The organism is Brevibacillus sp. SIMBA_040 (genome assembly GCF_046535075.1).
Taxonomy (GTDB): domain Bacteria; phylum Bacillota; class Bacilli; order Brevibacillales; family Brevibacillaceae; genus Brevibacillus.
The window spans coordinates 161,898-186,205 of sequence record NZ_JAWRXI010000007.1 but is presented as its reverse complement, the minus strand read 5'-3'; the positions used below and the strand labels follow the sequence as shown (position 1 = coordinate 186,205).

Annotated in this window: 25 protein-coding genes; 5 read left to right on the top strand and 20 right to left on the bottom strand. The window is 49.2% G+C overall.

Annotation, left to right across the window (positions count from 1 at the left end):
- Positions 1 to 105: 105 nt before the first annotated feature.
- Positions 106 to 504: a hypothetical protein gene (locus tag SB752_RS13905; RefSeq protein ID WP_410716223.1), complete on the bottom strand. Its 399-nt coding sequence runs from the start codon at positions 502 to 504 to the stop codon at positions 106 to 108.
- A 168-nt stretch (positions 505 to 672) separates the two neighbouring features.
- Positions 673 to 3,555, bottom strand: coding sequence for a DNA translocase FtsK (locus SB752_RS13900; RefSeq protein WP_410716222.1), 2,883 nt, complete (start codon positions 3,553 to 3,555; stop codon positions 673 to 675).
- A gap of 173 nt (positions 3,556 to 3,728) precedes the next feature.
- On the opposite strand from SB752_RS13900, the gene SB752_RS13895 reads away from it, so the two are divergent.
- Entirely contained in the window at positions 3,729 to 5,015 is a 1,287-nt protein-coding gene (locus SB752_RS13895) for a hypothetical protein (protein WP_410716221.1), read from the top strand.
- A 55-nt stretch (positions 5,016 to 5,070) separates the two neighbouring features.
- Here the strand turns inward: SB752_RS13895 and cysC are convergent, their stop codons facing one another.
- From cysC to SB752_RS13825, 14 genes are all read right to left on the bottom strand, one after another.
- On the bottom strand, positions 5,071 to 5,676 hold the full coding sequence (gene cysC / locus SB752_RS13890) for an adenylyl-sulfate kinase (protein ID WP_410716220.1): 606 nt from the start codon (positions 5,674 to 5,676) through the stop codon (positions 5,071 to 5,073).
- Positions 5,677 to 5,704: 28 nt separating this feature from the next.
- Positions 5,705 to 6,847, bottom strand: coding sequence for a sulfate adenylyltransferase (gene sat / locus SB752_RS13885; RefSeq protein WP_410716219.1), 1,143 nt, complete (start codon positions 6,845 to 6,847; stop codon positions 5,705 to 5,707).
- A 56-nt stretch (positions 6,848 to 6,903) separates the two neighbouring features.
- Complete coding sequence (locus SB752_RS13880) at positions 6,904 to 7,620, bottom strand: phosphoadenylyl-sulfate reductase (RefSeq protein WP_410716218.1); 717 nt, start codon at positions 7,618 to 7,620, stop codon at positions 6,904 to 6,906.
- The gene (gene cysP / locus SB752_RS13875; RefSeq protein WP_410716217.1) at positions 7,617 to 8,702 is read right to left on the bottom strand and encodes a sulfate permease; all 1,086 of its coding nucleotides are present in this window, start codon (positions 8,700 to 8,702) and stop codon (positions 7,617 to 7,619) included. Before cysP ends, SB752_RS13880 begins: the two co-directional genes overlap by 4 nt.
- A 28-nt stretch (positions 8,703 to 8,730) precedes the next feature.
- Complete coding sequence (gene cobA, locus SB752_RS13870) at positions 8,731 to 10,209, bottom strand: uroporphyrinogen-III C-methyltransferase (RefSeq protein WP_410716216.1); 1,479 nt, start codon at positions 10,207 to 10,209, stop codon at positions 8,731 to 8,733.
- A 51-nt stretch (positions 10,210 to 10,260) separates the two neighbouring features.
- Complete coding sequence (locus tag SB752_RS13865) at positions 10,261 to 10,500, bottom strand: DUF3906 family protein (RefSeq protein ID WP_410716215.1); 240 nt, start codon at positions 10,498 to 10,500, stop codon at positions 10,261 to 10,263.
- Positions 10,501 to 10,541: 41 nt separating this feature from the next.
- Positions 10,542 to 12,158: a nitrite/sulfite reductase gene (locus SB752_RS13860; protein ID WP_410716214.1), complete on the bottom strand. Its 1,617-nt coding sequence runs from the start codon at positions 12,156 to 12,158 to the stop codon at positions 10,542 to 10,544.
- Positions 12,124 to 12,927 carry a sirohydrochlorin chelatase gene (locus SB752_RS13855; protein ID WP_410716213.1) on the bottom strand — a complete coding sequence of 268 codons (804 nt, stop codon included), beginning with the start codon at positions 12,925 to 12,927 and terminating at the stop codon, positions 12,124 to 12,126. The genes SB752_RS13860 and SB752_RS13855 overlap by 35 nt, the downstream gene beginning before the upstream one ends.
- Positions 12,928 to 13,131: 204 nt before the next feature.
- On the bottom strand, positions 13,132 to 13,899 hold the full coding sequence (locus SB752_RS13850; RefSeq protein WP_410716212.1) for a potassium channel family protein: 768 nt from the start codon (positions 13,897 to 13,899) through the stop codon (positions 13,132 to 13,134).
- A 51-nt stretch (positions 13,900 to 13,950) separates the two neighbouring features.
- Positions 13,951 to 14,388, bottom strand: coding sequence for a DUF350 domain-containing protein (locus SB752_RS13845; protein WP_410716211.1), 438 nt, complete (start codon positions 14,386 to 14,388; stop codon positions 13,951 to 13,953).
- 25 nt (positions 14,389 to 14,413) lie between these two features.
- A complete protein-coding gene (locus SB752_RS13840; RefSeq protein WP_410716210.1) occupies positions 14,414 to 15,655 on the bottom strand; it encodes a glutathionylspermidine synthase family protein in 1,242 nt (413 codons plus the stop codon).
- A gap of 3 nt (positions 15,656 to 15,658) precedes the next feature.
- Positions 15,659 to 15,925 (bottom strand): hypothetical protein, encoded by a 267-nt coding sequence (locus tag SB752_RS13835; protein ID WP_410716209.1) that lies wholly within the window; start codon positions 15,923 to 15,925, stop codon positions 15,659 to 15,661.
- A gap of 11 nt (positions 15,926 to 15,936) precedes the next feature.
- A complete protein-coding gene (locus SB752_RS13830; RefSeq protein ID WP_410716208.1) occupies positions 15,937 to 16,386 on the bottom strand; it encodes a hypothetical protein in 450 nt (149 codons plus the stop codon).
- Between the two features lie 141 nt (positions 16,387 to 16,527).
- Positions 16,528 to 17,304, bottom strand: coding sequence for an inositol monophosphatase family protein (locus tag SB752_RS13825; RefSeq protein WP_410716207.1), 777 nt, complete (start codon positions 17,302 to 17,304; stop codon positions 16,528 to 16,530).
- A 206-nt stretch (positions 17,305 to 17,510) separates the two neighbouring features.
- Here SB752_RS13825 and SB752_RS13820 point away from each other — a divergent pair, with 206 nt between their 5' ends.
- A complete protein-coding gene (locus SB752_RS13820; RefSeq protein ID WP_410716206.1) occupies positions 17,511 to 17,888 on the top strand; it encodes a hypothetical protein in 378 nt (125 codons plus the stop codon).
- A 58-nt stretch (positions 17,889 to 17,946) separates the two neighbouring features.
- On the opposite strand, the gene SB752_RS13815 is transcribed toward SB752_RS13820, so the two are convergent.
- Positions 17,947 to 18,423, bottom strand: coding sequence for a PaaI family thioesterase (locus SB752_RS13815; RefSeq protein ID WP_410716205.1), 477 nt, complete (start codon positions 18,421 to 18,423; stop codon positions 17,947 to 17,949).
- A 219-nt stretch (positions 18,424 to 18,642) separates the two neighbouring features.
- On the opposite strand from SB752_RS13815, the gene ilvD reads away from it, so the two are divergent.
- Positions 18,643 to 20,319, top strand: coding sequence for a dihydroxy-acid dehydratase (gene ilvD / locus SB752_RS13810; RefSeq protein WP_410716204.1), 1,677 nt, complete (start codon positions 18,643 to 18,645; stop codon positions 20,317 to 20,319).
- A gap of 186 nt (positions 20,320 to 20,505) precedes the next feature.
- On the opposite strand, the gene SB752_RS13805 is transcribed toward ilvD, so the two are convergent.
- Entirely contained in the window at positions 20,506 to 21,006 is a 501-nt protein-coding gene (locus SB752_RS13805; protein ID WP_410716203.1) for a C40 family peptidase, read from the bottom strand.
- Positions 21,007 to 21,498: 492 nt separating this feature from the next.
- Here SB752_RS13805 and trmB point away from each other — a divergent pair, with 492 nt between their 5' ends.
- Both trmB and SB752_RS13795 read left to right on the top strand, forming a co-directional pair.
- On the top strand, positions 21,499 to 22,143 hold the full coding sequence (trmB, locus tag SB752_RS13800) for a tRNA (guanosine(46)-N7)-methyltransferase TrmB (RefSeq protein ID WP_410716342.1): 645 nt from the start codon (positions 21,499 to 21,501) through the stop codon (positions 22,141 to 22,143).
- A 148-nt stretch (positions 22,144 to 22,291) separates the two neighbouring features.
- Positions 22,292 to 22,477 (top strand): hypothetical protein, encoded by a 186-nt coding sequence (locus SB752_RS13795; protein ID WP_410716202.1) that lies wholly within the window; start codon positions 22,292 to 22,294, stop codon positions 22,475 to 22,477.
- A 25-nt stretch (positions 22,478 to 22,502) separates the two neighbouring features.
- On the opposite strand, the gene SB752_RS13790 is transcribed toward SB752_RS13795, so the two are convergent.
- On the bottom strand, positions 22,503 to 23,363 hold the full coding sequence (locus SB752_RS13790; protein WP_410716201.1) for an ABC transporter permease: 861 nt from the start codon (positions 23,361 to 23,363) through the stop codon (positions 22,503 to 22,505).
- On the bottom strand, positions 23,335 to 24,297 hold the full coding sequence (locus tag SB752_RS13785; RefSeq protein ID WP_410716200.1) for an ABC transporter ATP-binding protein: 963 nt from the start codon (positions 24,295 to 24,297) through the stop codon (positions 23,335 to 23,337). The genes SB752_RS13790 and SB752_RS13785 overlap by 29 nt, the downstream gene beginning before the upstream one ends.
- Between the last annotated feature and the right edge of the window lie 11 nt (positions 24,298 to 24,308).

The following is a 24,308-nucleotide window of genomic DNA, read 5'->3' as shown; positions in this document are numbered from 1 at the left end:
TTGGCCCCACCTACCAAGCAGCGAGAGACAAGGAGAGATGTTCTGAAAAAGAAAAAATCTCCCTTCTTAACGGGAGATTTCATTGGGTACGAACCTGGTATTCAACTAATTGCTGACTACTTCAATATTCGGGTTATATCTTTTCACATACGTGTAAATTTCTTCACCAAAAAGCAAATTTTGTATCAGCTGTACAGGTTGATTCGCCAAGTGAGCCTCCAGCTGTTCTTTTCCTCGGCCAATCCGTTTCGCAGCAACATCAGGCAATGTCAGAACATGAGGAACCAGGACTTGGAGATACCAGGTACCATGCTGCTCTTCGGAGACGTCAATCTCTAAATCAACGTCATTGCTCGCAAACACAAAGAGATGGTTAAACAGCTCTTCTCTCTCTGACGTCTGTAGATCCGCGATATGTACTTTTATTACGCTCAAGTAATGCTCCTCGTTAAACAGCACGAGCTCTTCGTTAATCGGTTGATACTTTTTCACCAAGAAATCCATGATGCCTCCCTTTTTATATGTTTGACATTGTTTCTAGCATACTACCTTTCCGAATATTTAGGCAACTACCCATGTACATTGATCGGAATTGTTTATCATTTTTTATTTTCGCAAAAAAGAGCCTCACCACAGTGGTAAGACTCTTTATTTCATTTCTTGTCTGACTCGTTAGACCAAAGTCGAGCCTTCCACTACCGCTTTGGCATCCTCAAGTGAAATCAGAACCGCTCGCGCTTTGCCGCCACTTTGCCCTGCAACATAGCCGTCTGTTTCCATCATTTCGATCAAACGCGCTGCTCGATTATAACCCACCCGGAAGCGGCGTTGCAGACCAGATGCGGATGCTTGTCCTTGCTCTGCGACAAATACCAACGCCTCGAAATAGAGTGGGTCATCTCCGGCATCAAAGGATTGGACCTGCTGCTCCAAATCCTCTTTGCTGAACAGATACTCTGGCTTGCGTTGCTTTTTAATCATCTGCGTAATACGTTCAATCTCATCATCTGAGACAAAATTCCCTTGCAGACGCACTGGCGTTGTACCACTTTCGAGGAAAAGCATGTCGCCTCGACCCAGCAATCTCTCCGCCCCCGATTGGTCGAGAATCGTGCGAGAATCGACCTGCGAGAAAACGGCAAATGCCAGACGAGTCGGAACGTTTGCTTTGATGTTCCCCGTAATGACATCAACAGATGGGCGCTGGGTCGCCAGTAGCAAATGGATACCGCAGGCCCGTGCCTTCTGTGCGATACGAATGATGCACTCCTCCACATCTTGCGGAGAAACCATCATGAGATCAGCAAGCTCGTCAATCACAATCACGATGTACGGAAGTGTGTCATCTGTCGTCTGATTGTAACGATCGATATCTCGAACACCTGCATCCACAAAGAGCGCGTAGCGTTTTTCCATTTCCTCGACACACCACTTGAGAGCAGCAGTTGCCTGCTTTGCTTCCGTCACGACAGGCGTCACCAGATGGGGCAAATGGTTGTACGGAGCCAATTCAACCATTTTCGGGTCAATTAACAAGAGTCTCACTTGCTCTGGAGTCGCTTTGTATAACAAGCTGACAATGATCGAATTGATGCAGACGCTTTTTCCTGAACCGGTCGATCCTGCGATCAACCCGTGCGGCATTTTCTTGATATCCGCAATAATCGGCTCTCCGCCGATGTCCATTCCCAGAGCCACGGCCAAAGATGAGCTGTGCTGCTGGAATTTATCGGAGCCAATAATCTTCTCAATCATTACAGGCTGACTCGAGAGATTAGGTACCTCAATCCCGATCGCATTGCGGCCTGGGATCGGTGCCTCGATCCGAATATCCTTTGCAGCCAAATTCAGCTTGATGTCATCAACCAGACTTGTAATTTTGTTAACCTTAACCCCTGGTGCCGGTTGCAGCTCAAAGCGCGTAACAGAGGGGCCCTTCACAATCCCGACAACGTGTGCGCTCACATTGAAATTGGACAGCGTCTCTTCCAACAGAAGCTTTTGCAATTGGGTGTGCTCGTCATCGTCATCGCTTAGCGGCGGACTCGGATTGAGCAGCTCCAGCTGCGGCATCACGAATGGTGGTTTTACTATCTTCTCAGGCTCAGGCTCAGGCTCTTGTACAGGCTGCTGCTCCCACTCTGGCTCAGCTGCACGCACTGGTTCACTCACGGATTCCAGTGGTCTGTTCGATACCTGTACAACCATTTGCTGGTCTAGCCCGGCTCGTTCCAACAAGCGATTGACATCAGCTGAATACGGTGCAGCGGTGTTCACTTCGGTTGCTGAGGTATCGGATTTTCCTGCAATCGGCTCCGTTTGTTCACTGGATGACATGACGGTTGTAACAGCTGGCTCAATTTCTTCGGTATCTCCTGCTGATTCGAGGTGAACAGCTAGCTCGACTTCTTCGATTTCTACTGTCGGCTCGATATGAGCTACTGACTCGACTTCTTCGATCTCTTCCGCCGTTTCGAGATGAAGTACTGGCTCAACTTCTTTTGTCTCAACCGCCGGCTCGAGATGAGCGGCTGGCTCAGCTTCATGGACTTCCATAGTCCCTGTTTGCTGCACACTTACCTCAATAGACTCTACTTCAATCGGCGGCTCGTCCGCTTCTCTCTCACGCATCTCATCGGACACATGTCCCAGAGCAGGAAGAGACGCATCATACAGCTGTGCACTTACCTCCAGCGTTTCTCCCACTGCTTCCGTTGCTGCACCTACCTCTGTCAGCTCCCCCGCAGCCGCAGATGCTGGTGCGACTTCGGCTGCTGCTTGCAAAGCCTCTTTCCGGGCTTCTTCCCCCAGATCGTGGAGCAGTCTGTCTTGGTCCGGCGCCGAGTCATTTTCCTCGTGCTCTTCTGGGAAGTAGCGCTCACTGATCTCCTTTTCCCATAGCTTTATCTGATTGAGTTGCTCTTCTTGCTCCAAACGAGGGTATACGATGCCGGAGGTCGTATGTATGCGATGCTCAACCTCACGAGTAGCCGGCGTAATCTTTCCATAAACAGGCGAGATAATATCGGACGGTGTATACGACCGTTTTTCCTCCGTTGAAAGTGTGGGGCGATCCATTTTCTCAATCGGTCTTTCCTGTCTTTCCGGTCTCTGACGGGCCTGCTCCCGATTCGGTTCGTAGCGAGCAGGAGACTGCTTCTCTACTTTTCGCTCTACCTTTGGTACAACAGGTGTCTCTCGATTCTCACGTGCCTCTCTGTTACCGCGGGGCGTTTCCCGCGTCTGTACAGTTCTTTCCTGCTCATAGGAAGCTTGCTCACTCGTCCCTTCTGTATTCCCTTTTTTCATTTCCTTATTTTTGCGCTTTGGCAGCTGATATGCATCTGGAACTACTGGAAAACGGAATTGACGTTCCTTGCTGGATCTGAAGTCGTCCGTATCACGATTGTTTGCCCGCTCTTTTGGGTAAATGTTTTTTGTCTTTGCCTTGAGCTGACGGGGAGCGGGATTTACCGGAGTACGAATCTCTTCCTCCACTCTTTGTTCTGCTTCACCCTGAAAATAACTCATCAGCTTTTGAAGCCACAACCACATGGTACAAACGCCCTTTCTTTTCTAAACCATCTTTTCCCTTTCATCTTACCACGAAAATGGGGCTTGTTTTGCCCGAATGACGATTTTTTTCCGTATTTGCGAAACCTTTTCTCACCTCGGACGTACTACATTGTGGGAACTAAAACAAATATTACATAGGGGAGGAACACAATATGTGGAAAAAGGGAAGTGCTTTATTGCTTGCCGGTATGCTCGTGCTTACAGGTTGTGCCAATGAAGCATCTTTGGTGCGAGACTCTATCGTCGCATCGATAGATAAACCAAACTACGATTTCCAAGGAACCTTGAAGCTGACAGGTGACGTAGAAAAATTGCCAGCGGCATTCGGGGAAACAGCGGTAGATAAAGAGGGACAGGCATTTCTGGCAGCTTTGAAAGCTGGCGTAACAGCCAAAGGCTCTCAGCAAGATCTGAATAACGCAAAATTCCAGCTCGAAGTTAATGACGACAAGCTGCTGCGCGACAACAAGCTTTGGACTGGCGATAAAAAAGCGTCCGCTGAGCTGATCGCTGCAGACAACAAACTATATGTAAAATCTCCATTGGACTCCAAATACTTGGTTATTGACGCTACAGCCTCTAACCCATTTGGCGGCATGAATAGCACAGAGGGCGTAAACCCTGCCAAGCTGAAAGAGTTCCAGGACAAAATGAACGATCTCACGTTGAACTTCATCAAAAAATACGTGAGCAAATACGGCTACAAGCTGGCTGACGCGAAAAATCTCGGCGTAGAAAAAGTAACGCTGCCAAACGGTGACAAAGTAGATGCGACACACGTAGCGATCAAAATCGACGCCAAAGAACTGGTTAAAATGTTCTTCTTCACAGCAAATGATGCTGTAGCAAGCCAAGACGTGAAAGCATTTGCCATCGATTTTATGGTTCTGACCAACACTTTTGCTGAAGAAATCGATCCAGAAATGGGTAAAACAACAGAAGCTGAGAAACGTGCACTGGCAGAAGCAACAATCTCTGAAGGCATGAAGTCCGCGAAACAATGGCTCGATGAAACAGGCAAAATTTACACGCCTGAAAAAATCGTAGAAGAAATGAAAAAAGAAGGCTTCCAAAACCTGGCTTGGAATCTCGACTTCTATGTAGACAGTGCAAAAATGCCTGTTCACCAAAAAAGCTCTTTGAATGTAACATTCCAAACAAAAGACATGAAGCAAGCTCTGACAATTGGCTTGGAAGCAGATCAATACGCATATAACTTCGGTAAAGCTACCAAGTTCAGCGTTCCAGCAAAAGATGCTGGTGTGACTGTTGAGCAGCTGTACAAGGATGAGAAAGCCATCAACAGCTTTAGCGACAAAGGCTTCATGCGTCCTTTCGCACAAAGCATGCTGGAGCAATACAAATGGCAAAAAGAAATGGAAGCAGAATGGGCAGAATATGAGGCAGAAGCAGTTGAACCTGCAACTGTAACGCCTTAACTTCTAAACATACGCAAAAAGCACGGCGCACCCTGCGTCGTGCTTTTTCTTTGTTCTAGATAACTCCTCGCGTTTCGAGATAGGCTATGACTGTTTGAACAGATTCCTCGATCGATTGCTCATTGCTCTCGATGACCAGCTCGGCTGAGACCGGCTCCTCATAAGGTGAGGAGATTCCTGTAAACTGGCTGATTTCCCCATTCCGCGCTTTTTGATACAGCCCTTTTACATCACGCCGTTCACACTCTTCCAACGGGCATTTTACATAGACCTCGATGAATTCTCCCTCGTCCACCAGACTGCGGGCAAGCTCCCTGTCTTCTCGGTAAGGGGAAATGAAGGCTGTCAAGGTGATGACGCCTGCGTCTACGAACAGCTTGGCGACTTCACCGATTCGGCGTATGTTTTCTTTGCGATCATCTGGTCCAAAGCCCAATCCCCGATTCAGGCCATGCCGTATATTATCGCCATCGAGTACATAGCTCGCCTGGCCCCGCTGATGCAGCTCATACTCCACTGCGTTTGCCAGCGTAGACTTACCTGCACCCGACAAACCGGTAAACCAAAGGATTGCGCTCTTGTGGCCAGTCCGCTGTTGTCGATCTGTTTTCGTGACGGTAGTCGGATGCCAAACAATATGGGCGGTGGTTTCTCTGCTCAAAAGTATCACTTCCTCTCTCTTTTCCCTATCAAACGGAAAGCGGTCGTAAGCCCTCAATTAATACACGCGCCACCTCAGGTCGGCTAAATTCAGGCGGCGGAGCTTCTCCTCGTGCCAGCATCTCTCTGACTTTGGTTCCTGATAAAGCAACATGATGCTCGGCTCCATGTGGGCATGTTTTCGTCGATGCCATATTTCCGCAAGTTCGGCAGTAAAAGCTGTTTTCAAAAAATAAAGGGGTGATCCCCAGCTCTTCTGGTGTAAAGCTCTGGAAAATGTGCTGGGCGTCATATGTACCGTAGTAGTTGCCGACACCAGCGTGATCCCGTCCGACAATGAAATGCGTGCAGCCATAATTTTTTCGGACCAGTGCATGAAAAATCGCTTCTCGCGGCCCAGCATAGCGCATCGCGGCAGGAAAAACGCCAAGCTGCACCCGGCTCTGCGGATAATACTTTTGCAGCAGCACCTGATAGCTCTCCATCCGCACGTTTGCCGGAATATCGTCTGCTTTTGTTTCTCCCACGAGCGGATTTAAGAACAGTCCGTCAACAATCTCCAGCGCTGATTTTTGAATATACTCATGTGCGCGATGTACAGGGTTACGGGTCTGAAAGCCTACAATCGTTTTCCAGCCCTTCTCGCTAAACTGCGCTCTCGTTTCGACAGGGTCAAAATAGTGACTGGCAAACTCGCCTTTCTCGGTTCGTTTTACAAGTGTAATGAGACCGCCGAGATAGACATCTGGCCGCTCCAGCAGCTTTTTCACACCAGGGTGGTTCTCATCATCCGTACCGTACACCTGCTGTGCCTCTCTTCTCTTATCGGGGTAAAAAATATCCGCAATATCCAATAACCCGTAAATGGTTCCCTGATGGGTCAAGCGCACCTGCTGACCAATCTGCAGCGCTTCGGCTACTTCCCGCGAGACGGGGAGCGTAATCGGTATGCTCCATACGCTTCCATCGGCAAGCCTCATCCTTTCGACCACCGAGTCGTAATTTTTCTGATCGAGAAAACCGGTAATCGGGCTATATCCCCCGATGGCAATCAGCTCCAGGTCCGACAGGGAAAAGGCATCAATCTCCACATCGTGGGTCTGCAGCGACAAGTCTGCTTCTGGATCAAAACGATTTACCAAAATATCGTTGCGCTTGGTACTCTGACTCACTTGCACTCACTCCTCATCCCTATTTCGTACGTGTTGACGCGCAGTCGCCATCGCCATCATTTGGCGAGATGAAGACCACATTCCGTTTTGCCGAGCTGTGACCAGCGACCCGCCCGAGAGTCCTCTCCCTCTTTGACAGGACGTGTACAAGGCGCGCAGCCAATGCTTGGGTAGCTTTGGTCGTGGAGCGGGTTGTACGGTAGCTCAAACATGCGGATGTACTGCCAGACCTCATCTGCTTTCCAATGGATGAGCGGACAGATTTTCAGCGATTGAAACTTCTCATCACGATTGACGAATTGCACGTCAGCTCTTGTCGCAGATTGCTCTCTGCGCAGCCCAGACATCCATGCGACGGCCCCTTTCAGCACGCTTTCCATCGGATCAACCTTGCGAATTTGACAGCAAAGATCAGGCTGGCTTTTCCATAGCTCTTCCCCATGAATTTCTTCCTGCTGGGCGAGAGATAGTGTAGGCTCTTTAATCGTCAAACGAAGCTCTGGATATTTGACCCGAATCTGCTCGATCAGGGCATACGTCTGCGGGAAATGAAGATGAGTGTCCAAAAATGTGACACGAGCATCCTTTTTAACTCCACTAATCATGTCAAGCAGCACCATTGCTTCCGCTCCAAAGCTGCAGGAATAGATCAAATCATCCGAAAACGTCTCGTATGCCCATTTGATTACATCGATTGTGTCACCTTTTCCCAAGCTTTTATTGACTTGTGCGAGCTGTTCAGTGGTTGCCGACGAATAACGCAAACTGCTCATATGCCTCCCCCTTGATCGTTGATTGAGCTCTTTTCCCTGCGTATCAACCAAATCAGTGCGACGAAGCCTAGCGTCGCGATAAAGACACTGACCAAAACCACCAGTGTATACAGATCAAAGCGCAGAAAAAGATGGACAAAAGCAAACGAAACGACTAGCGACGATACAGGCGAAACAATCCAGACCATCATGATCTGCTTGATAATTCCCTTTTGCCATAGAGCGAATCCTTTTTCAGCCGTTCCGACCCCGAGTATGGCGCAGGTTGTAGCCTGTGTAAGCGGAACAGGTATGCCGAACAAGGAAGCGATGATCACGAGCGTCCCGCCTGTAAAAGAAACGGCGCTGCCTTGAAGCAATGAGAGCGACGTGATTTTTTTCCCGTTCGTTTCCAGCACTTTTCCACCTAGCAGCATACATCCCAGCGCTACGGCGAAGCCACCCAGCCATATGCCGGAATTACTTGTCATCAGGCCAGCCCCAACCAATGGACCAACGGCATTGGCAACATTGTTCATCCCTGCAGAAAAGGCTTCATAAACACCACACCCGACCAGTATAACGGACAGCCATCGCTCCCCCTTCGAACCGGGCTTATGCAGGTGTGGCCAGCGCTTTTGCAAGCGTATGATCAGCTTGCCGGAGAAATAAGCCCCGATAAAAGCGACGGCAGGTACGATCAGCCAAAATGCAACAATGACAAGTAAATGCCCCACGAAAAGCGATTGATAGGCAAGTCCCACACCTACGATCGAACCTACCGTTACCTCGCTCGTCGACAACGGAATTCCGAGCAGATTTGCCCCGAATAATGTAAGGGTAGCGGAGGCAAGAACAATGACGACGACCTCGACACTCATCAAAGTGACCGGAATAATTCCGCCGCTGATGGTCTTGACCACCTCTTTTCCGCCCAAAACAGCTCCCAGAAGCGCCGCAATCGCTACCAGAAGCATTGCCATACGTCTGTTTTTGATAGCACCACTACCATATGCTGCGCCCATAGATGCGGCTGTCCCGCTCGCTCCGATATTCATGGCGAAAAACAATGCAATGGCGATCGCGACATAACTCCAATCCACGAGCTGTACTACCTCCTGTCATGCAAATCTAGCAGCTTACCGTCTTTTCCGGTTCGAGTGAGGTCTGCACTAACTGCTCAAACTGCTCGATCGAGAAGACGTGCCAGCCCATTTGTCTTGCTTCTCTTTCTGTCTCCTTACCGACGCATATCAACGGCTTCTTTTGCCATTCGGCCCCCGCAAATGACTGCAGAGCGGACAAGTGGTAGCTGTCTTCTGTCGCAAACCAGTCAATCGGTTGCTCCAAGAGCCATTTGGCAGCCGGATGGGTCCGGTTCCACTCTAGTGTTCCTGCTTGAACCGTATGTGTTACTGTTCCTAGTGCATGCAGCACGACCATGCTATCTCCATGTTTGAGATACAGCAGACGCTCCCCTTTTCGCAGAGCGAGATAGTGATGCAGGTGAGCCGGGTCCAACCCTTCATCCACTACCTCATCCGGGTATAATCCGTTTTGCTCCAAAGCCTCTGCTGCGTCCGGACCTCGCGCTGCCAGCTTGCCCTTGATCTGCCTGAGGTCGAATTTGCGACGACGCAGCTCTTGCAGGAAAAAAGCGACTTGCTGTGCATCGTCAAACACAAGCCATTGATAGGAGAAGAAATCTGCTGGCATCCCCTCGTCGCTTGGGAACGCGCCTGAGCTTTCCACCAGTGGAATCGAGATCACTTCTGCACCGAGCTGCGCAAGTCTACAAGCGAGGTTTTCAGCATTTGATTCAACCGGCTTTGAAGCAACCGCGATCCTTTTGCCAAACAGCGGCCGTGACTCAAACCAGTTCAGTGATTCCCGCAGTCGAACTACTTCCCCGACGACGATGATGGCCGGCGCTTTAAATCCCGCAATGGCCACCTCCTGATCAATCCTTTCCAGCTTGCCAACGAGTGTTTGCTGTTCTCCCAGCGTGCCCCAGCGAACCAGTGCGACAGGAGTTTCCTTTGCCTTGCCGTGCTTCAGGAGACGTTCTTTGATACGAGAGAGATTTTTTACGCCCATATAGATGACGAGCGTTTCTACTGAGGCCAGGGCAGCCCAATCAGGCTCCTTCCCGGCATTTTTGTCGCAGAGATGACCCGTAACAAACGCAACAGAGGAGTTGTAATCCCTGTGTGTCAGTGGAATTCCAGCATACAGCGGAGCTGCCATCCCGGAGGTGACCCCGGGAACGATCTCAAAAGGAATGGCATGCGCTACGCAAATCTGTGCCTCTTCGCCTACTCTGCCAAACATGCTGGGGTCACCTCCTTTCAGGCGAACCACTGTCTGCCCCTTTTGGGCTTCCTCAATCAAGAGGAGGTTGATCTCGTCCTGTGGCAGTGTATGACGATCCGCTTCCTTGCCGCAGTAAATCAGCTTGGCTTCCTTTTTGACGTGGGTGAGCAGCAACGGATTGGCAAGTCGGTCATAAATGACAACGTCCGCCTGTTCCAGCGCTTCCTTTCCGCGGATCGTGAGTAGCTTTGGATCGCCGGGTCCTGCTCCTACAAACAAGACACTGCCTCTCTTCATCCTGTCGTGCCTCCTTGATGCCATTTATGACCTGAATGATTCCCCATGGTATTAGCTGAAATGGGAGGTTTCCACTACATACCCAACGCCTTGGCGGCCAAGCGGCTTCTTTTCGACCAAACTGAGCTCCTTGATGTGAGGGGGAGCTACGGTATGGCGCAAAATATTGTTTTCGGCGGTCGAAAACGCGCGCTCATCTGATTTCGCAATCACGATTACCGTCAGTAGCGTGCCTTCCTCCAGTACGGCTTCCAGCTTGTAAAGATAGCTCTCTGTCTGTTCTTCTGCCATCGCATATCCCTCTTTTCTTGTGCCCCTTTGTCGCAGAGCTTTTATGCCGTTTGCAAAATGCTGTCCACCTGCTCCTGAATATGTGCCAGCCCTACTCTTTCTACATAGCGCCAGTACTGCTCTCCTTCTAGACGATCCTCCTTGTAAAGCGTAATCAGCTGAGCGAGGAATGGGCCTAATCGATCTACCGTAATGCGGGCATTTAGCTTGCGATTAAATTGCGCCTCTTCCAGCGTTCCACCTACATGGATGTCAAACGCCTCCACCATTCCGCCAGATGTCTTCACGAGCGCACCTTGCAAGCCGATATCGGCAATTTGCCGTTGACCGCACGAATTTGGACAGCCAATCATATGAATGCGAAGTGGTGTCTCCAACACGACCGTGTCATCCAGATACTGTGCCAGTGAACGCATCCGCTCTTTGGTTTCAACAATGGCCAGGTTGCAGTATTCCGTTCCGGTGCATGATACGGCATACCCGACAAATGTGCTTGGAGTTAATTTGAAACGATTGACGATCAGCGTTTCATCACGGAAAGCGTCGACTTTATCTTTTGCAATATTGCGAATCAAAACATTTTGCGTGTTGCACGTACCGATTGTTCCATCCCCGTACTCATCTGCAAGACGCGCCAGCTCGATCAGCTCTTCTGCATTCATCCGACCAACTGGAACCGACAAGCCGGCATAGTATAGACCCTCCTGACGCTGTTCATGAATCCCGTAAAAATAGCCGCCATTCCAGCCATGGAGTAAATCCTCACCGCCAGCCTCCAGCTCACCTACCAGCTTGATCAGCTCGTCTTTGAATTTCTCTGCGCCCCAGTCTGCCACCAGGAATTTCAGGCGGGCATGAGTCCGTTTTTGCCGATAGCCGAAATCGCGGAAGAGCGTCGTTACTCCTTCGGCTACCTTCACCACTTCTTCTGGGCGGACGAATATATCGAGTTGTTTGGCTAGATGGGGCTTTGCGGATAATCCCCCGCCAACCCATACATGGAAGCCTATGACTTCCTCGCCAGCGATATTTTTCTTCGCAGGGGTAAAAGCGAGGTCGTTGATTTGGGCGTGAGCAGCATTGTGTATATTTGCTGATATGGATATTTTGTATTTACGTGGCAAGTTGGAGAACTCGCGATTTAACAAAAAGAATTTCTCCAGCTCTGCTACCAACGGGCGTGTATCGAGTACTTCATGTGGATCGATCCCTGCCAATGGATTCCCCATAATTTGGCGCGGGCAGTCTCCACATGCCTCAAACGAGGATAGCCCGACAGAGGCCAGTCGATCAAAAATATCAGCCAGTGTCTCTACCGTTAGCCAGTGAAACTGAACGGCCTGGCGAGTCGTGACATCTACTAGATCGCGTCCATAGTCTTGGGCGATACGCGCGAGCACCCGTGCCTGTTCACTGCTCAAAATCCCGCCGGGAATCCGTACGCGCATCATAAAGTGACCGTCTTTTGGTCGCTGCTGATAGACACCTGCCCATTTGAAACGGTCCATATCAGAAGATTCGATCGATTGAAAGCCTTCTTTGGAATAGGTATTGACGATCGTTTCGATGACATCTAACCCGTCCTTTTCCAGCTTGGTGAACTCCATTTTGTTCAAAGAAGGATCATCTGCCCATTTCCACTGCTTTTTCTCTGCCATACTCATACACGCTCCTTTGTGTGTTTACTAGCGCCATCCTGATCGATTGAGCAATCCATTCTGCGATCAGTGGATGGGGCAAATATGCACTACCCTCATAGCGATACGACAGGCCCTGCAGCCGATCAGGGATCGCTCGACGAGTGAAGTAGCCTTGGCTGACGAACAACGGAAGTACGATTACCGCTCCTTTTTCCGCAAGCAGACGCGCTTGCTCTCGCAACGTGTCGGGACGAAGAGTCGCATAGCCCGCAGCCGCGAAAGAATAGCGATTTTGCAGGCGAAAGGTTAAACGCAGAAGCAGCTTCTCCCAGCGCTCGTGACATCCTGTCAAATCACTGCCATGACCCACTAGCAGCAAGGATTCGTGCGCAGGATCGCTGGATAGCTCAGCTATGCGCTGGGCAACAATTTGCTCCACTATAGGATGGTCCTCGAGCGGAGGACACCAGAGAATCCGTGCACGTGTCTCCACCGGAACTAGCTCTGTCTCTCCAGTGGGCCAGGCGTCCAAGCCGAGCATGCTGCGAATTTCCCCGACATGGTTGCTCCCTGCTGTGGCAAACAGTGGAACAACTACAATCCTGCGTGCTCCTGCAGCCTCCAATCTCTCCCATTCCTCATGAATACAACGCCCCTCTACTCCTCCCAAATAGGCTACCCGGATCGGCAAATGAATGCGGCACTGCTGAACGGCTGATTCCACAAGGGCTAGCCAGTCTGGATCGGGTGAGCCATGAGCAATTACCAATACCGCTGTTTTTGACATCGGATAGTCCCCTTAATCGAATTTACTTTCTATTTCATATATGTTTACTCGGAATTATATAGGCGATCATTTTCCTCGTCAACATCAATTTCCAATCTTCCATCAAGTTCATCCTAACTGCCTACTTCAGTTTGTTTACAAATAAATAAAACCAGTCCTACCCCGGTTAGGTATAGGACTGGTTCTCGCTTACGCCTTCTTTATTTACTCCTCATCTTTTTTCCTCGTTCGACGATAGAGTAGATCAATGCTTTCCTTCAAGGTTTCATATTCTTGCTCGTTCAAACCTTCGATTTGCTGTATGTGTCTGATCGCCTGCTGCTTCATCTCTGCTGTCAATCGATCTGGCTCTTTCGGGGCTTTGGAATCATGCGTTTCCGTCCAATGGGTGGCAAAGTTAGCTGTCAATGCTCCTAGCATGCCGATTCCCGTCAGCATCAGAATCGCTGCCATGATTCTCCCGCCTGATGTCACCGGTGAAATATCGCCATAACCTACCGTTGTAGTCGTGACGATCGACCACCACAGTGCATCCTGAAAGCTCTTGATATTGTCATTAACGCCGTATTCCAGCAAATAGATCGCCGTCGAGCTCCATAGCATGATAATCGTCACGACACCAAACACACGACGCATGTTGCCAGAGCGAACGATTCCCCACAAAAACGGAGATGCCCGCACAATACGGATCAATCGGACAACACGCATAATTCGCGCAATATAAAAATACGAATCCAATGGAATCATCGCAACCAAGTCGAACCAGTTGGTCATTACGAATTTTCGCTTGTTTGGTGCCAGCCATAGACGGACCACGTATTCCACAACCAGTAATGCAATGAGTGCGTTGTCTACCACATGCATGAGTTCGTCCGTCAACAATGGGTGATTGGAAAAGTCCGCAGACAAAAGAATCGCATACGTAATCACGAGCATGATCACAAAAATCTCATACATGATGCGCCAAAACACTTTTGACTCCTCCCTAGACTCTCAGGTGTCACACAAGCTGCCGCAAGCCACTTAATAGCTGATGAGGGCTGCCATTAACAAGCCAGCCGCGATGCTGAGACGGGAGGCGAAAATGCCGACAGATACGTTTCCATTCGGAATTTCAGAGACGACTTTAAAAGGGGTAACCCATTCAAACAAATAAAAAATGAGCACTTGGAAAACCATGCCGACGATACCCCAAACGACCAAATCCAGGAGATTGACCGAGTGATACACAGCCGAAGCGAGAACAATGGCAAGGCCAATGATCTTGCCTCCCAGATCGTGCGCGGCTGCTTTTGCTGCTGCCATTTTCTTCGGATCGTCCGTTTGCGCCCCTTGTTTGATCAGATCAAATTCCTTGTAAGGAGTGGTAAATGTAAAAACAAAAATCCCGATGATCAGAATCGGAAGCGTCACCGCCAAATACATCAAAAAATTGAGGATATACCCCCATTGAGAAAGCATACTGCTCTCCTCTCCTTTCGAATCCTTATCCGTCGATGCCTACCGGCAAATAGTAGGACATGTTGTTCGTAATGGGACCTCCGACACGGGCGACAAGTGCTGAAGCTTTTCCGCCGATCCAAAAAGACCCCCAGAGCAGATGACCCGCATATGGTCCTTGCGCTGTTTGCACGCGAATATCCGGCAGCTGCACCCGTTTTTGATAAATCATGGGCTGCTCCCAGTAAAACTCCTCCTGATCTTTTTCCAGGACGTTACCTTGCGCATCAAAGATCACGACTCCGCCGCCCTCTCGTCCAAAGATGGGCTTGGTCACGTAATCCGTACTCTCTTCAAAACGATTTTCAAAGTAAGTCGGCAGCATGTACTTTTCAATACTGTCCTGTTCCTCTGGCGTAAAAAACTGATTGGACTCATGCAAATTCCAGATGAGTGCCTGAAGTGCTTTTGTCTGAATGAGAAAAGCCGATGGCGGATTGATAATCGCCAGTTTGCGTTCTGCAATCAAGGAAAGAACATGCTCCCCAGTGGGATATCCATCTTCGTCCTGTTCTGTCGCCAGCTTTTCCAGCGCATGCAAGCGGTACAGCACATCTACTGGGAGCAGCTCATCGCCTTGTTTTACGTATAAACGATTCTCCCACACGCGCAGCTGTTCCAGTGCAGCAAATCTAGCTGGAAGCCCCGAGACGCTCAGCAAATACTGCGTCGTTCCTTTATCCTCTTCATGCCAGTCCAAGGAGCTGAACCAAATATGCTCAGTCCAGTAGCCACGCCGCTGATAATCCACCAAAGCACCCGCAAATGCACAAGTGAGGTGTGCTTCCATCCCGGTATTCGGGTCTTCTTGCCCAAAAAAGCGACAAGCGCGACCGTTCACATAAAAAGCTTCTACAATTCCCGTCGGTGTATCACTGTTACATTCCAGCATTTTCAAGCCTTCTGTTGTTTGCGCAAAATCAAATCGTCCGATCACGGTTGGCTGTATCTCGTTCACGACTGTCCGGACTGCACCCAATGCCTCTCTCGGCACTCCCAGCTCAAGCAACAAAGAATCCTCTGCCCGCTGAAGCACAGGGACGACCTTGGAAAAAATCTGGCCCAAGCGCTCGGTTGCCGTAGATAGCTCTTGTCTGAAATCGCGCGAGATTAGGTGAATATCTGCCAGCGCATATTCTTCTCCATACATCCAATCCCACGTAAATATGCCTTGCTCACGCATTGGTCTATACAGCTGTTCACGTCGATCCTGATCAGATGTCCTCATAAGTCACCCCGAGCTGGACGAGCCGGAGCTGCCGATTCCGCCTTTGGAGCCGCTTGTAATGCCAGACGAACTACTTTTGTACTTGCTGCCGCCTGAGCCTACGTAGGTGGATGAGCTTCCACCCCCGCTGCCGCCATCGTCACAATATCCATCATTATTGGAATCGTAGCAATCATCGTCATATCCGTTCGCTCCTGACGAGCAGCCACTGACCGTCAAAGCAGCGGCTACAAACAGGCCGACTACTTTGGCAGACTTTGTTTGTGCCATTTTTCTTCCCCCTACGCTGTCGGCTGTGCGTAATAGATGTACACATGCCTGTCTTCATCCACTTCTGCCGATGTTTTTTCCCATTCCATTCCATTCAGGAGCAGATAATCGCTTTGCAGATGCAAGAGCGCATCATCATCATCCTTGAAATGATAGGTATGAACCAGTGGATAATCAGCTGTTCCTTCCTTATAGTGCCGCAGCTCGAGCTGAATGCTCCCCCAGCGTTTTGCCGCTTGTTGGACGTAATCGACTGCTTGTTCCTCCGTTGAGCGCTTCACATAAATCACGTAGCAATTCGGCTCAATGGCGCAGGACGTTTTTTCATAGACGACATGCCCTTTGACCAAATAATCGCAGGCAAAGCGCAATGATACCTCGTCCTTATCAATAGGATCGTAATAAAATAGCAACGGAAAGCCGTTAGCCTCATCCAGAAGCCGGTATTCTAACCTCGCCAACCTATTCACCTCTTTATTTCATCTCGAAGGATAACCATATATACGCGCCTCGAAATAAATGGTTGCCCTCAAAAAGAAAAAATCCGGCAGATAAAAAACCCTCTATCGAGGGCATCTCATGGAGGAGCGACCGCCGCTTCTTTATTCGTGGATCATGCCGCGAATCGTCTCGTGCAAATGTCCATTGCTGGCAACTAACGAACGCATATGCTCCGATTCAAACGCCTCATGCTGATAAGGAACTCCCTGCCAATCGGTGATGGTTGCTCCTGCTTCCTGGGCAATCACAATCCCTGCAGCGACATCCATAATCCCTGAGCGCTGCATCACGATATACTCAATCCAGCCGTTTGCCAGCAAGCACCAATCAAGCGCTGGACCCACATTGCGCAAAACGCGTTTCGTTTCCATGACGAATGGATTTGTAAACGCCAGCTCCTGTTCCTTGGTAATGCTGTTTCGTCCACGAATATACGTGCCCACTGCTCTTGCTTTGTCTGTTCTTTTATTAACCGAGATACGCTTTCCATTCAAATAGGCACCTTTGCCTTTTTCCGCCCAAAACATCTGACCTGCGACCGGATTGTAAACGACCCCGAGGACAAGCTCCCCACGGTGCTGCAAGGCAATCGATACCGAGAAGTAAGGGTAACCGATAAAGTAATTATTGGTACCATCGAGCGGGTCGACGATCCATAAATACTCTTCATCTCGTGAAACCATTCCCACTTCCTCGGAGAAAATCGTATGGGTAGGAAAATGACGGTGCAATACCTCGATGATCCGCTGTTCACTTTCTTTATCCTCTGGCAGCTTTACATCGTTATGAAGCTCCTCGTCCGGAATGAGCTGTTCCAAAAAGCGTTCCTTTAGAAATTCTCCCGCCACGCTCGCTGCCTCTTTAGCAATCTCCAGCAATGATTCCATCTCCTTCTTCGTTTCCCGATTGTTTTCCCTTGCACTTATGCAGCAAGCTTTTCTATTATAGAGAGATACCCAGCGCCATGTCGATGAAGCGATACTTCATTAGCTATAAAAACGATCCTATTTAAGGAAGTCACGGCGTATTTGCGAGGGGCAAGGCAAATGATAGAGATGCCCGACGCTGATCAAGGAGGGGAATTATGAACAGTAACTTCATTCGTCTGAAAAACATGGAGGGTGAGCTCAAGTTCACCCAAATGAACAATAGTCTTGGCTGCACTGTCACGAGCAAGGAGCTGGTGTTTTTCAAGCCACACATGACGTACCACCTGTTCCTGCACGATATCGTGAGTATGGTTCCGATCACATTAAACGCAGCTCCCGTATCATTTCGCCAGCAAAGTGAAACGATTCAAGCGTCGTTCGGTTCGGATTATTACAAGCTCATTGTTAAATGGGTGCGGGTCATCTCCCGCTCTGGCATCGTGGAGAAGGAAGATATGGAATTTATCGTTCCACTCTCTCCTAAATTGTTGTCCTACATTTCACAATACAGCGGGCTGGTTGTGATTCGTTGAGCAAGCAGGAGAGAAATCAGGAGAAAACGCTCCTGCTCTCTCTCCCCAGCTTTTCCCCCTATTTCTTCAGCACAATAAAAGTCCCCGTTCCATGCGCTACCCGTTTGTTCCGCTCATCGTAAACTGTGCTTTCCATGACTACCAAGGTTTGTCCCCGATGCAAGAAGGTCGCCTCAGCACGAAGCCTCTTTCCTTTTCCTGGACGTAAGTAATTGATTTTTAGCTCCGTTGTCACAGCATACTCAGCAGGTGACAAGGACCGATTGATCAATGATCCCATCGCTGAATCAATCAGCGTGGCGAGGATTCCACCGTGAACAGCCCCACCTGAGTTGTGCATGTAAACGGTCAAGGGCACGTCAAAACGGTAGGTCTGCTTGGCTTCATCGACAAACTCGCCCTTTAGCCCGAGGAATCCAGATACATAGGAGCTATTGCGCTCGCGTTTCTGACGGATGGCTTGAACTGCCAGCTCCAAAATTTTGCGCTCGTCCTCTGTCCCTTCTTCCCATATATTTTTTAATTCCTCTATCATTTCGTTCACTCCAACAAAAATATTTTCGTTTTTCTATTTTAGCTCAAACGCCCGATTTTTGCTATGATACCAAAGCTTATCTCGGTCAGAAGTGCCTCTGCCAAAGTGCTGGACTGAGCAAATGTTCAGACTTTTACGGTTGTTTCTAGTAATAAAAATTGATAAGATAGTCAAAACAAAAAGACAGGTATTTTTCTAACTGGAAGGGAGATTTTCAAATTGGCTAGACAACGCAGCGATATGATCAAAAAAGGCTTTGACCGCGCACCACACCGTAGCTTATTGCGTGCAGCAGGCGTAAAAGACGAGGATTTCGACAAACCGTTTATCGCCATCTGCAACTCGTACATCGACATTATTCCAGGTCACGTGCATTTGCAGGAGTTTGGCAAAATCGTCAAGGAAGCTGTTCGTGCAGCGGGCATGGTTCCGTTTGAATTCAATACCATCGGAGTAGATGATGGAATCGCCATGGGACATATCGGTATGCGCTACTCCCTGCCAAGCCGTGAAATCATCGCAGACAGCTTGGAAACCGTTGTAGCCGCTCACTGGTTCGACGGCATGATCTGCATTCCGAACTGTGACAAGATCACTCCTGGTATGATCATGGGTGCCTTGCGTGTGAACATCCCTACCGTGTTTGTTACTGGTGGCCCGATGAAAGCCGGTAAAACAAGTGATGGCCGTTCTATCTCGCTCTCTTCTGTATTTGAAGGGGTAGGCGCGTATCAGGCTGGTCTGATTGATGACAAACAGCTGGACGAGCTGGAGCAATATGGATGTCCGACTTGCGGTTCCTGTTCCGGTATGTTTACTGCCAACTCGATGAACTGCCTGTTAGAAGCAATCGGTCTCGCCCTGCCTGGAAATGGTACTGTTCTCGCTGTTTCTCCAGAGCGCAAAGAACTGGTTAAGTCATCTGCAGAAAAACTGAAAAATCTGATTGAGCGTGATATTAAGCCACGTGACATCGTAACACTCGAAGCGATTGATGATGCTTTCGCACTCGATATGGCAATGGGCGGTTCCACCAACACGGTTCTGCACACGCTGGCGATTGCACAAGAAGCTGGCTTTGAATACCCAATCGAGCGCATTAACGAGGTAGCGAAGCGCATCCCGCACATTTGCAAGCTCGCTCCATCTTCTGATTATCATATTGAAGATTGCCACGAGGCTGGCGGTGTGTCTGCCGTTCTCAATGAAATCGCGAAAAAACCAGGTGCGATCCACCCTGACCGCATCACGGTTACCGGGCAAACTCTGGCGGAGAACATCGCCAATGCCGAAATCAAAAACGATCAAGTAATCCGTCGTTTGGACAACCCGTACAGCGCTTCCGGCGGACTGGCGGTTCTGTTTGGAAACCTGGCGGAGCAAGGCTCCATCATTAAAACAGGTGGGGTAGATCCTTCTATTAAAAAGCACGAAGGTCCGGCCATTTGCTTCGACTCGCAAGAAGATGCACTCGCAGGAATCGCAGCTGGCAAAATCAAATCCGGTCATGTTGTTGTCATCCGCTACGAAGGTCCAAAAGGTGGCCCAGGTATGCCAGAAATGCTGGCTCCTACCTCTCAAATCGTAGGGATGGGTCTGGGTAAAGAGGTTGCTCTCGTCACAGACGGACGCTTCTCTGGCGCTTCTCGCGGTATCAGTATCGGTCACGTATCTCCAGAAGCAGCTGAGGGTGGTCCAATCGCTTTCGTACAAGACGGAGACATCATCTCGATTGACCTGGAAGAACGCACCATACATCTGAACGTAGACGAGAGAGAGCTGGCTCGTCGCGCAGAAGGCTGGAAAGAGTTTGAGCCAAAAGTGAAGACTGGTTACCTGGCTCGTTACTCCAAAATGGTTACCAATGCGAGCATGGGTGGTATTTTGAAAATCTAATCTGTGCCAATTACAAAAGCTCTTGTATGACGGGATCTCCCTCATAACAAGAGCTTTTTGTTTTGATACAGCGGAAGGGTGGCTTCACCCTGCCCGTCAGCCACTAGAACGCCGCGATTTACAAATATTACTTTCGACCTAGACGCAACATCTTGCGTTTTCAGACGTATTACTTAGTAGAGTAGATTACAGAACGCGACGCGCTGAGACAAAGCGCTTCTCCCAAGACGTCCCTTTGAAAGAAGAGAAGGTAACGCCAGGTTGTCCATAGGTATGTAAGAGCTTGTTGTTGCCCGCATAGATCGCCACATGTGTGATGCGCTTGGAGGTCGTAGTCTGGCTCGCCTTAAAGAAGATCAGATCGCCCTTTTTCAAATTGCTCTTGGACACGCTTATCCCCTTTTTGGATTGAGCACGTGAATCACGAGGCAATTCTTTCCCGACCGCTACACGAAACACGCGTTGCGTAAAGGATGAGCAGTCAAATACAGCCGTTGTATTTTTGCTCGCGCCAAATTTATAAGGTGTACCCAAATATCTTTTCCCAGTCGCAATGACTTTGTCAGCCTTCGCTTGTGTCCAAGCTGCATGCGCTACATTTTGATCTCCCGGCAATGGCGCTACGATAGCGGTCATGCCTAATGTTAGGCCCATCAGGATTCCTACGAATGCTTTATGTAATTTCATGTTGTTCATCCTCCCTTTTGTTCGTGTTGAAAAGGTATCGTACGTGTATCGTACAAAAAGCAGCTAAGCCTCCCTTTCCGAAACGCGTTGCATGGTTTTATATGCAAAGTTTGGCTGACCTCTCACTTGTTCTCTACTTTACCAAAGCTATTACGCCTTGAAATTACCAAATTATTGCCAAACTACGTAACCACTTCTGGATATCCTTTCCCCTTGACAGCCTGAAGCCTTATTTTACGGGCATTCCTCAAATTTTCAGTAAATTTTATTCCCAAGATGTTCCTCGCAATTGTGCTAAATTTATCCTGCGCTTTTCCCCAAAACCCACTCGTTATGCGACTTATGTCCTAGTGCTCTTTGTAAAAAATTCCTAACTATCGATGCGGTTGGTGGTCTTTGCTGGAATCAATAAACTCTTTCTTCTCTAGGCTTGCAACCTAGCAAGACTCATCGTAAAGTAGATAGGAGTTCGTTTTCATGAAGGAGGCACATATGCGACTGCGCAACATTCCAGGTGCCGAATCGGCCCTGCGTGAATATCCGACATTCGTTGATAACCCCGTTAGCTACAAGGGACGGTGGAAGGATCGCTTCGGAAATGACAATCCGATCCACATCGAAATCGGCTGTGGAAAAGGACGTTTCATTAATACACTGGCCGAGCGCCACCCTGACGTAAACTTCATTGCTGTTGAGCTAAAGGCTGAGGTCGTCCTGCGCGCTGTTCAGCGCACAGAATACCGTGAGATACCTAATCTGGCTTTTGTTCAGTTTGATGCTTCAAAACTGACTGAACTGTTCGCGGATCATGAAGTTTCTCGCCTTTATCTCAATTTCAGCGATCCTTGGCCAAAAACACGTCATGCCAAGCGCAGACTTACCTACGCGAGCTTTCTCCAGACGTATCGCCAAGTGTTGAAAGAGGACGGCGAGATTCATCTCAAGACAGATAATGAGCCATTGTTTGAGTTCTCCCTCAACCAATTTGCTGGCGAGCGTTTCCAAATGCACCATATTACGTTCGACCTGCATCAGTCCAAGCTAGCAGCAGACAATGTAATGACCGAGTATGAAGAGCGCTTCTCCAATCGCGGACAACGCATCTACCGCGTAGAAGCCAGCTGTCAGATCAAGTAAACGGTACCAAAAACAAAATCGCCTGATCATCCAGAAGAGTGAAAATCTCTTCCTGTGAGGTCAGGCGATTTTTATTACTTTTCCCCCAAATCAAAGAGAGAAATGGTAGAATATTATAAACCTAAATTTTCCAGATGGAGGCTGTACTATGCTTGAATTCGGATTCGCCCCTTTTCTCCCAATACTCATTATGCTAGCGTTTTACGCGCTGGTTGTGTACTTGATCATCTCTGTCATCCGTTTTATGAAAAACAAGACCTTGCATGACCAACAACAAAATGAGAAGCTGGACCAACTAATTCAGCTACTAAAAGAAAGAGAACGGCAGCAATAGCCGTTCTCTTCGTATTTTCGTCTGCTTACACATCGCGTTTCTGAAAAACCCGAACCGCCAAGAGCAAAGCAGCCACTCCATAACAGAGCGTGTAAATAAACATCGCCGTGCTCGGTGCGGACGCCGTGCCAAAAATTCCTTGTGACGCAAACGAAATGGGGTCGTCAGCCGTATCAAACAACGCAATGGTCGATTGTCTGAACAGTGAATCGGTAGGAAATAGCAGGCTGGAGATGATACCTATGTTCATCAACGAGCTATTGCCGATCATCGTGCCCAATTGCTCAATAAAACCGCCAATAAAGCTGATGCCGTAAAGGATGATCAGGATAATCCCGCCGGTCACCGTAGTGGTCATACTGCTGAGAAGCAGGGAGACGCATACGAGAATGACGGGCATCAACACAAAGTAGAAAAGGGAAGAGAAAATTTGTCCCACACTGACATCAACCGCCAGAACGCCTCCGCCAACCCATTGATTAATCCCTAGCAGACCGACAAACATCAGCGTCGAATAAATGATGAGCATACTTGCGAGTCCGCCAAACTTGCCCAGTAGATACTTGTGCCGGGGCAGCGAGCGCGCGAGCCATGTATCGATCTGATGGCTTTCTACCTCTGAAGCGATGCTGCCAACACTGCTCAATATAGCGAGTAATGCGGTAATAAAGGAACCGAAGTACAGTCCCATCCCAAGCAGTTGGGTTGAGAAAAAGCTCTGCTGCAGCAGCATCTCGCTGCCTCCAGTCATTTCGCCCATTTCCCGAGAAGCGTACCAGGTAGCCACCCCGAATAAGATCAGAAAGGCAATCGACATCAGGATCGTAATCGTAAATATCCGTTTGGAAATCATCTCTCTATACGTGATTTTTACGATCGGCCACATGCGCTTCCCCCTCCTTTTTCTGCACCCAGTACAGGAATACTTCCTCTAGCGACTGCTGCTTCTTGATCACCTCATGAACGGCGGCACCACCTGCAATCAATTCTGCCAAAAGGGCTGGGACACGCCCATCTTCGTCCAACGTGAACAGCCACGTCGCCTGCCCTTCGTTTTGCCTGAGCAGCCGCATGTCCGTGACATAGGCTGGGACATTCGCTTGCAGCTTGTCACTCCCTTGCTCAAGCGTCAGCTCAATCTGTGGCAGAACCGCACTCAGCTTTCGCCATTCACCATGAACGACCAGCTCTCCCCGATGAATGATGCCGACATGATCACACACGCTCTCCATTTCACTCAGCAGATGACTGTTGAGAAAAATCGTCTTCCCTTGATCACGCAGCCTCGCTATCAATTCACGAACTTCCTTTCGCCCAATCGGGTCCAAGGCTGACGTCGGTTCATCCAAAAAAATCAGCTCCGGGTCAGACAATAGGGCACATGCGAGACCGATACGCTGCTGCATCCCTTTGGAAAAGCCGCGGATTCTCTCTTTTTCCCGCCCTGCCATGCCTACCAGCTCTACGACATCGCGAATGATCGTCTTGCGTTCGCTGCGGGGCAATCCACATAGCTCGGCATGATGCTCCAGCAGCTGCGTACCGGTCAACCAGTCCGGATATCGGAACAGCTCCGGTAAATACCCTACCTTTTTGCGTGACTCTACACTCCCGATCCGGTGCCCAAGCATGAGCGCTTTTCCATTCGTCGGATGCAAGAGCCCGAGCATCGTACGGACAAACGTACTTTTTCCCGCTCCATTTTGTCCAAGAAAGCCAAAAACGGAGCCTCGTGGTACTTGAAGGGTAATGTTTTTACAGCCTGCCTTGCCGCCGTACTGTTTGGAAAGCTCCCAGGTTTCGATAACGAAATCAGACATCCGTTTCCTCC

Bases quoted from the DNA above. Each gene is read 5' to 3' on its own strand.
- SB752_RS13905 (WP_410716223.1), bottom strand. From the start codon at position 504: ATGGATTTCTTGGTGAAAAAGTATCAACCGATTAACGAAGAGCTCGTG.
- SB752_RS13900 (WP_410716222.1), bottom strand. From the start codon at position 3,555: ATGTGGTTGTGGCTTCAAAAGCTGATGAGTTATTTTCAGGGTGAAGCA.
- SB752_RS13895 (WP_410716221.1), top strand. From the start codon at position 3,729: ATGTGGAAAAAGGGAAGTGCTTTATTGCTTGCCGGTATGCTCGTGCTT.
- SB752_RS13880 (WP_410716218.1), bottom strand. From the start codon at position 7,620: ATGAGCAGTTTGCGTTATTCGTCGGCAACCACTGAACAGCTCGCACAA.
- cobA (WP_410716216.1), bottom strand. From the start codon at position 10,209: ATGAAGAGAGGCAGTGTCTTGTTTGTAGGAGCAGGACCCGGCGATCCA.
- SB752_RS13865 (WP_410716215.1), bottom strand. From the start codon at position 10,500: ATGGCAGAAGAACAGACAGAGAGCTATCTTTACAAGCTGGAAGCCGTA.
- SB752_RS13860 (WP_410716214.1), bottom strand. From the start codon at position 12,158: ATGGCAGAGAAAAAGCAGTGGAAATGGGCAGATGATCCTTCTTTGAAC.
- SB752_RS13855 (WP_410716213.1), bottom strand. From the start codon at position 12,927: ATGTCAAAAACAGCGGTATTGGTAATTGCTCATGGCTCACCCGATCCA.
- SB752_RS13845 (WP_410716211.1), bottom strand. From the start codon at position 14,388: ATGCTTTCTCAATGGGGGTATATCCTCAATTTTTTGATGTATTTGGCG.
- SB752_RS13840 (WP_410716210.1), bottom strand. From the start codon at position 15,655: ATGAGGACATCTGATCAGGATCGACGTGAACAGCTGTATAGACCAATG.
- SB752_RS13835 (WP_410716209.1), bottom strand. From the start codon at position 15,925: ATGGCACAAACAAAGTCTGCCAAAGTAGTCGGCCTGTTTGTAGCCGCT.
- SB752_RS13820 (WP_410716206.1), top strand. From the start codon at position 17,511: ATGAACAGTAACTTCATTCGTCTGAAAAACATGGAGGGTGAGCTCAAG.
- SB752_RS13815 (WP_410716205.1), bottom strand. From the start codon at position 18,423: ATGATAGAGGAATTAAAAAATATATGGGAAGAAGGGACAGAGGACGAG.
- SB752_RS13805 (WP_410716203.1), bottom strand. From the start codon at position 21,006: ATGAAATTACATAAAGCATTCGTAGGAATCCTGATGGGCCTAACATTA.
- trmB (WP_410716342.1), top strand. From the start codon at position 21,499: ATGCGACTGCGCAACATTCCAGGTGCCGAATCGGCCCTGCGTGAATAT.
- SB752_RS13795 (WP_410716202.1), top strand. From the start codon at position 22,292: ATGCTTGAATTCGGATTCGCCCCTTTTCTCCCAATACTCATTATGCTA.
- SB752_RS13790 (WP_410716201.1), bottom strand. From the start codon at position 23,363: ATGTGGCCGATCGTAAAAATCACGTATAGAGAGATGATTTCCAAACGG.
- SB752_RS13785 (WP_410716200.1), bottom strand. From the start codon at position 24,297: ATGTCTGATTTCGTTATCGAAACCTGGGAGCTTTCCAAACAGTACGGC.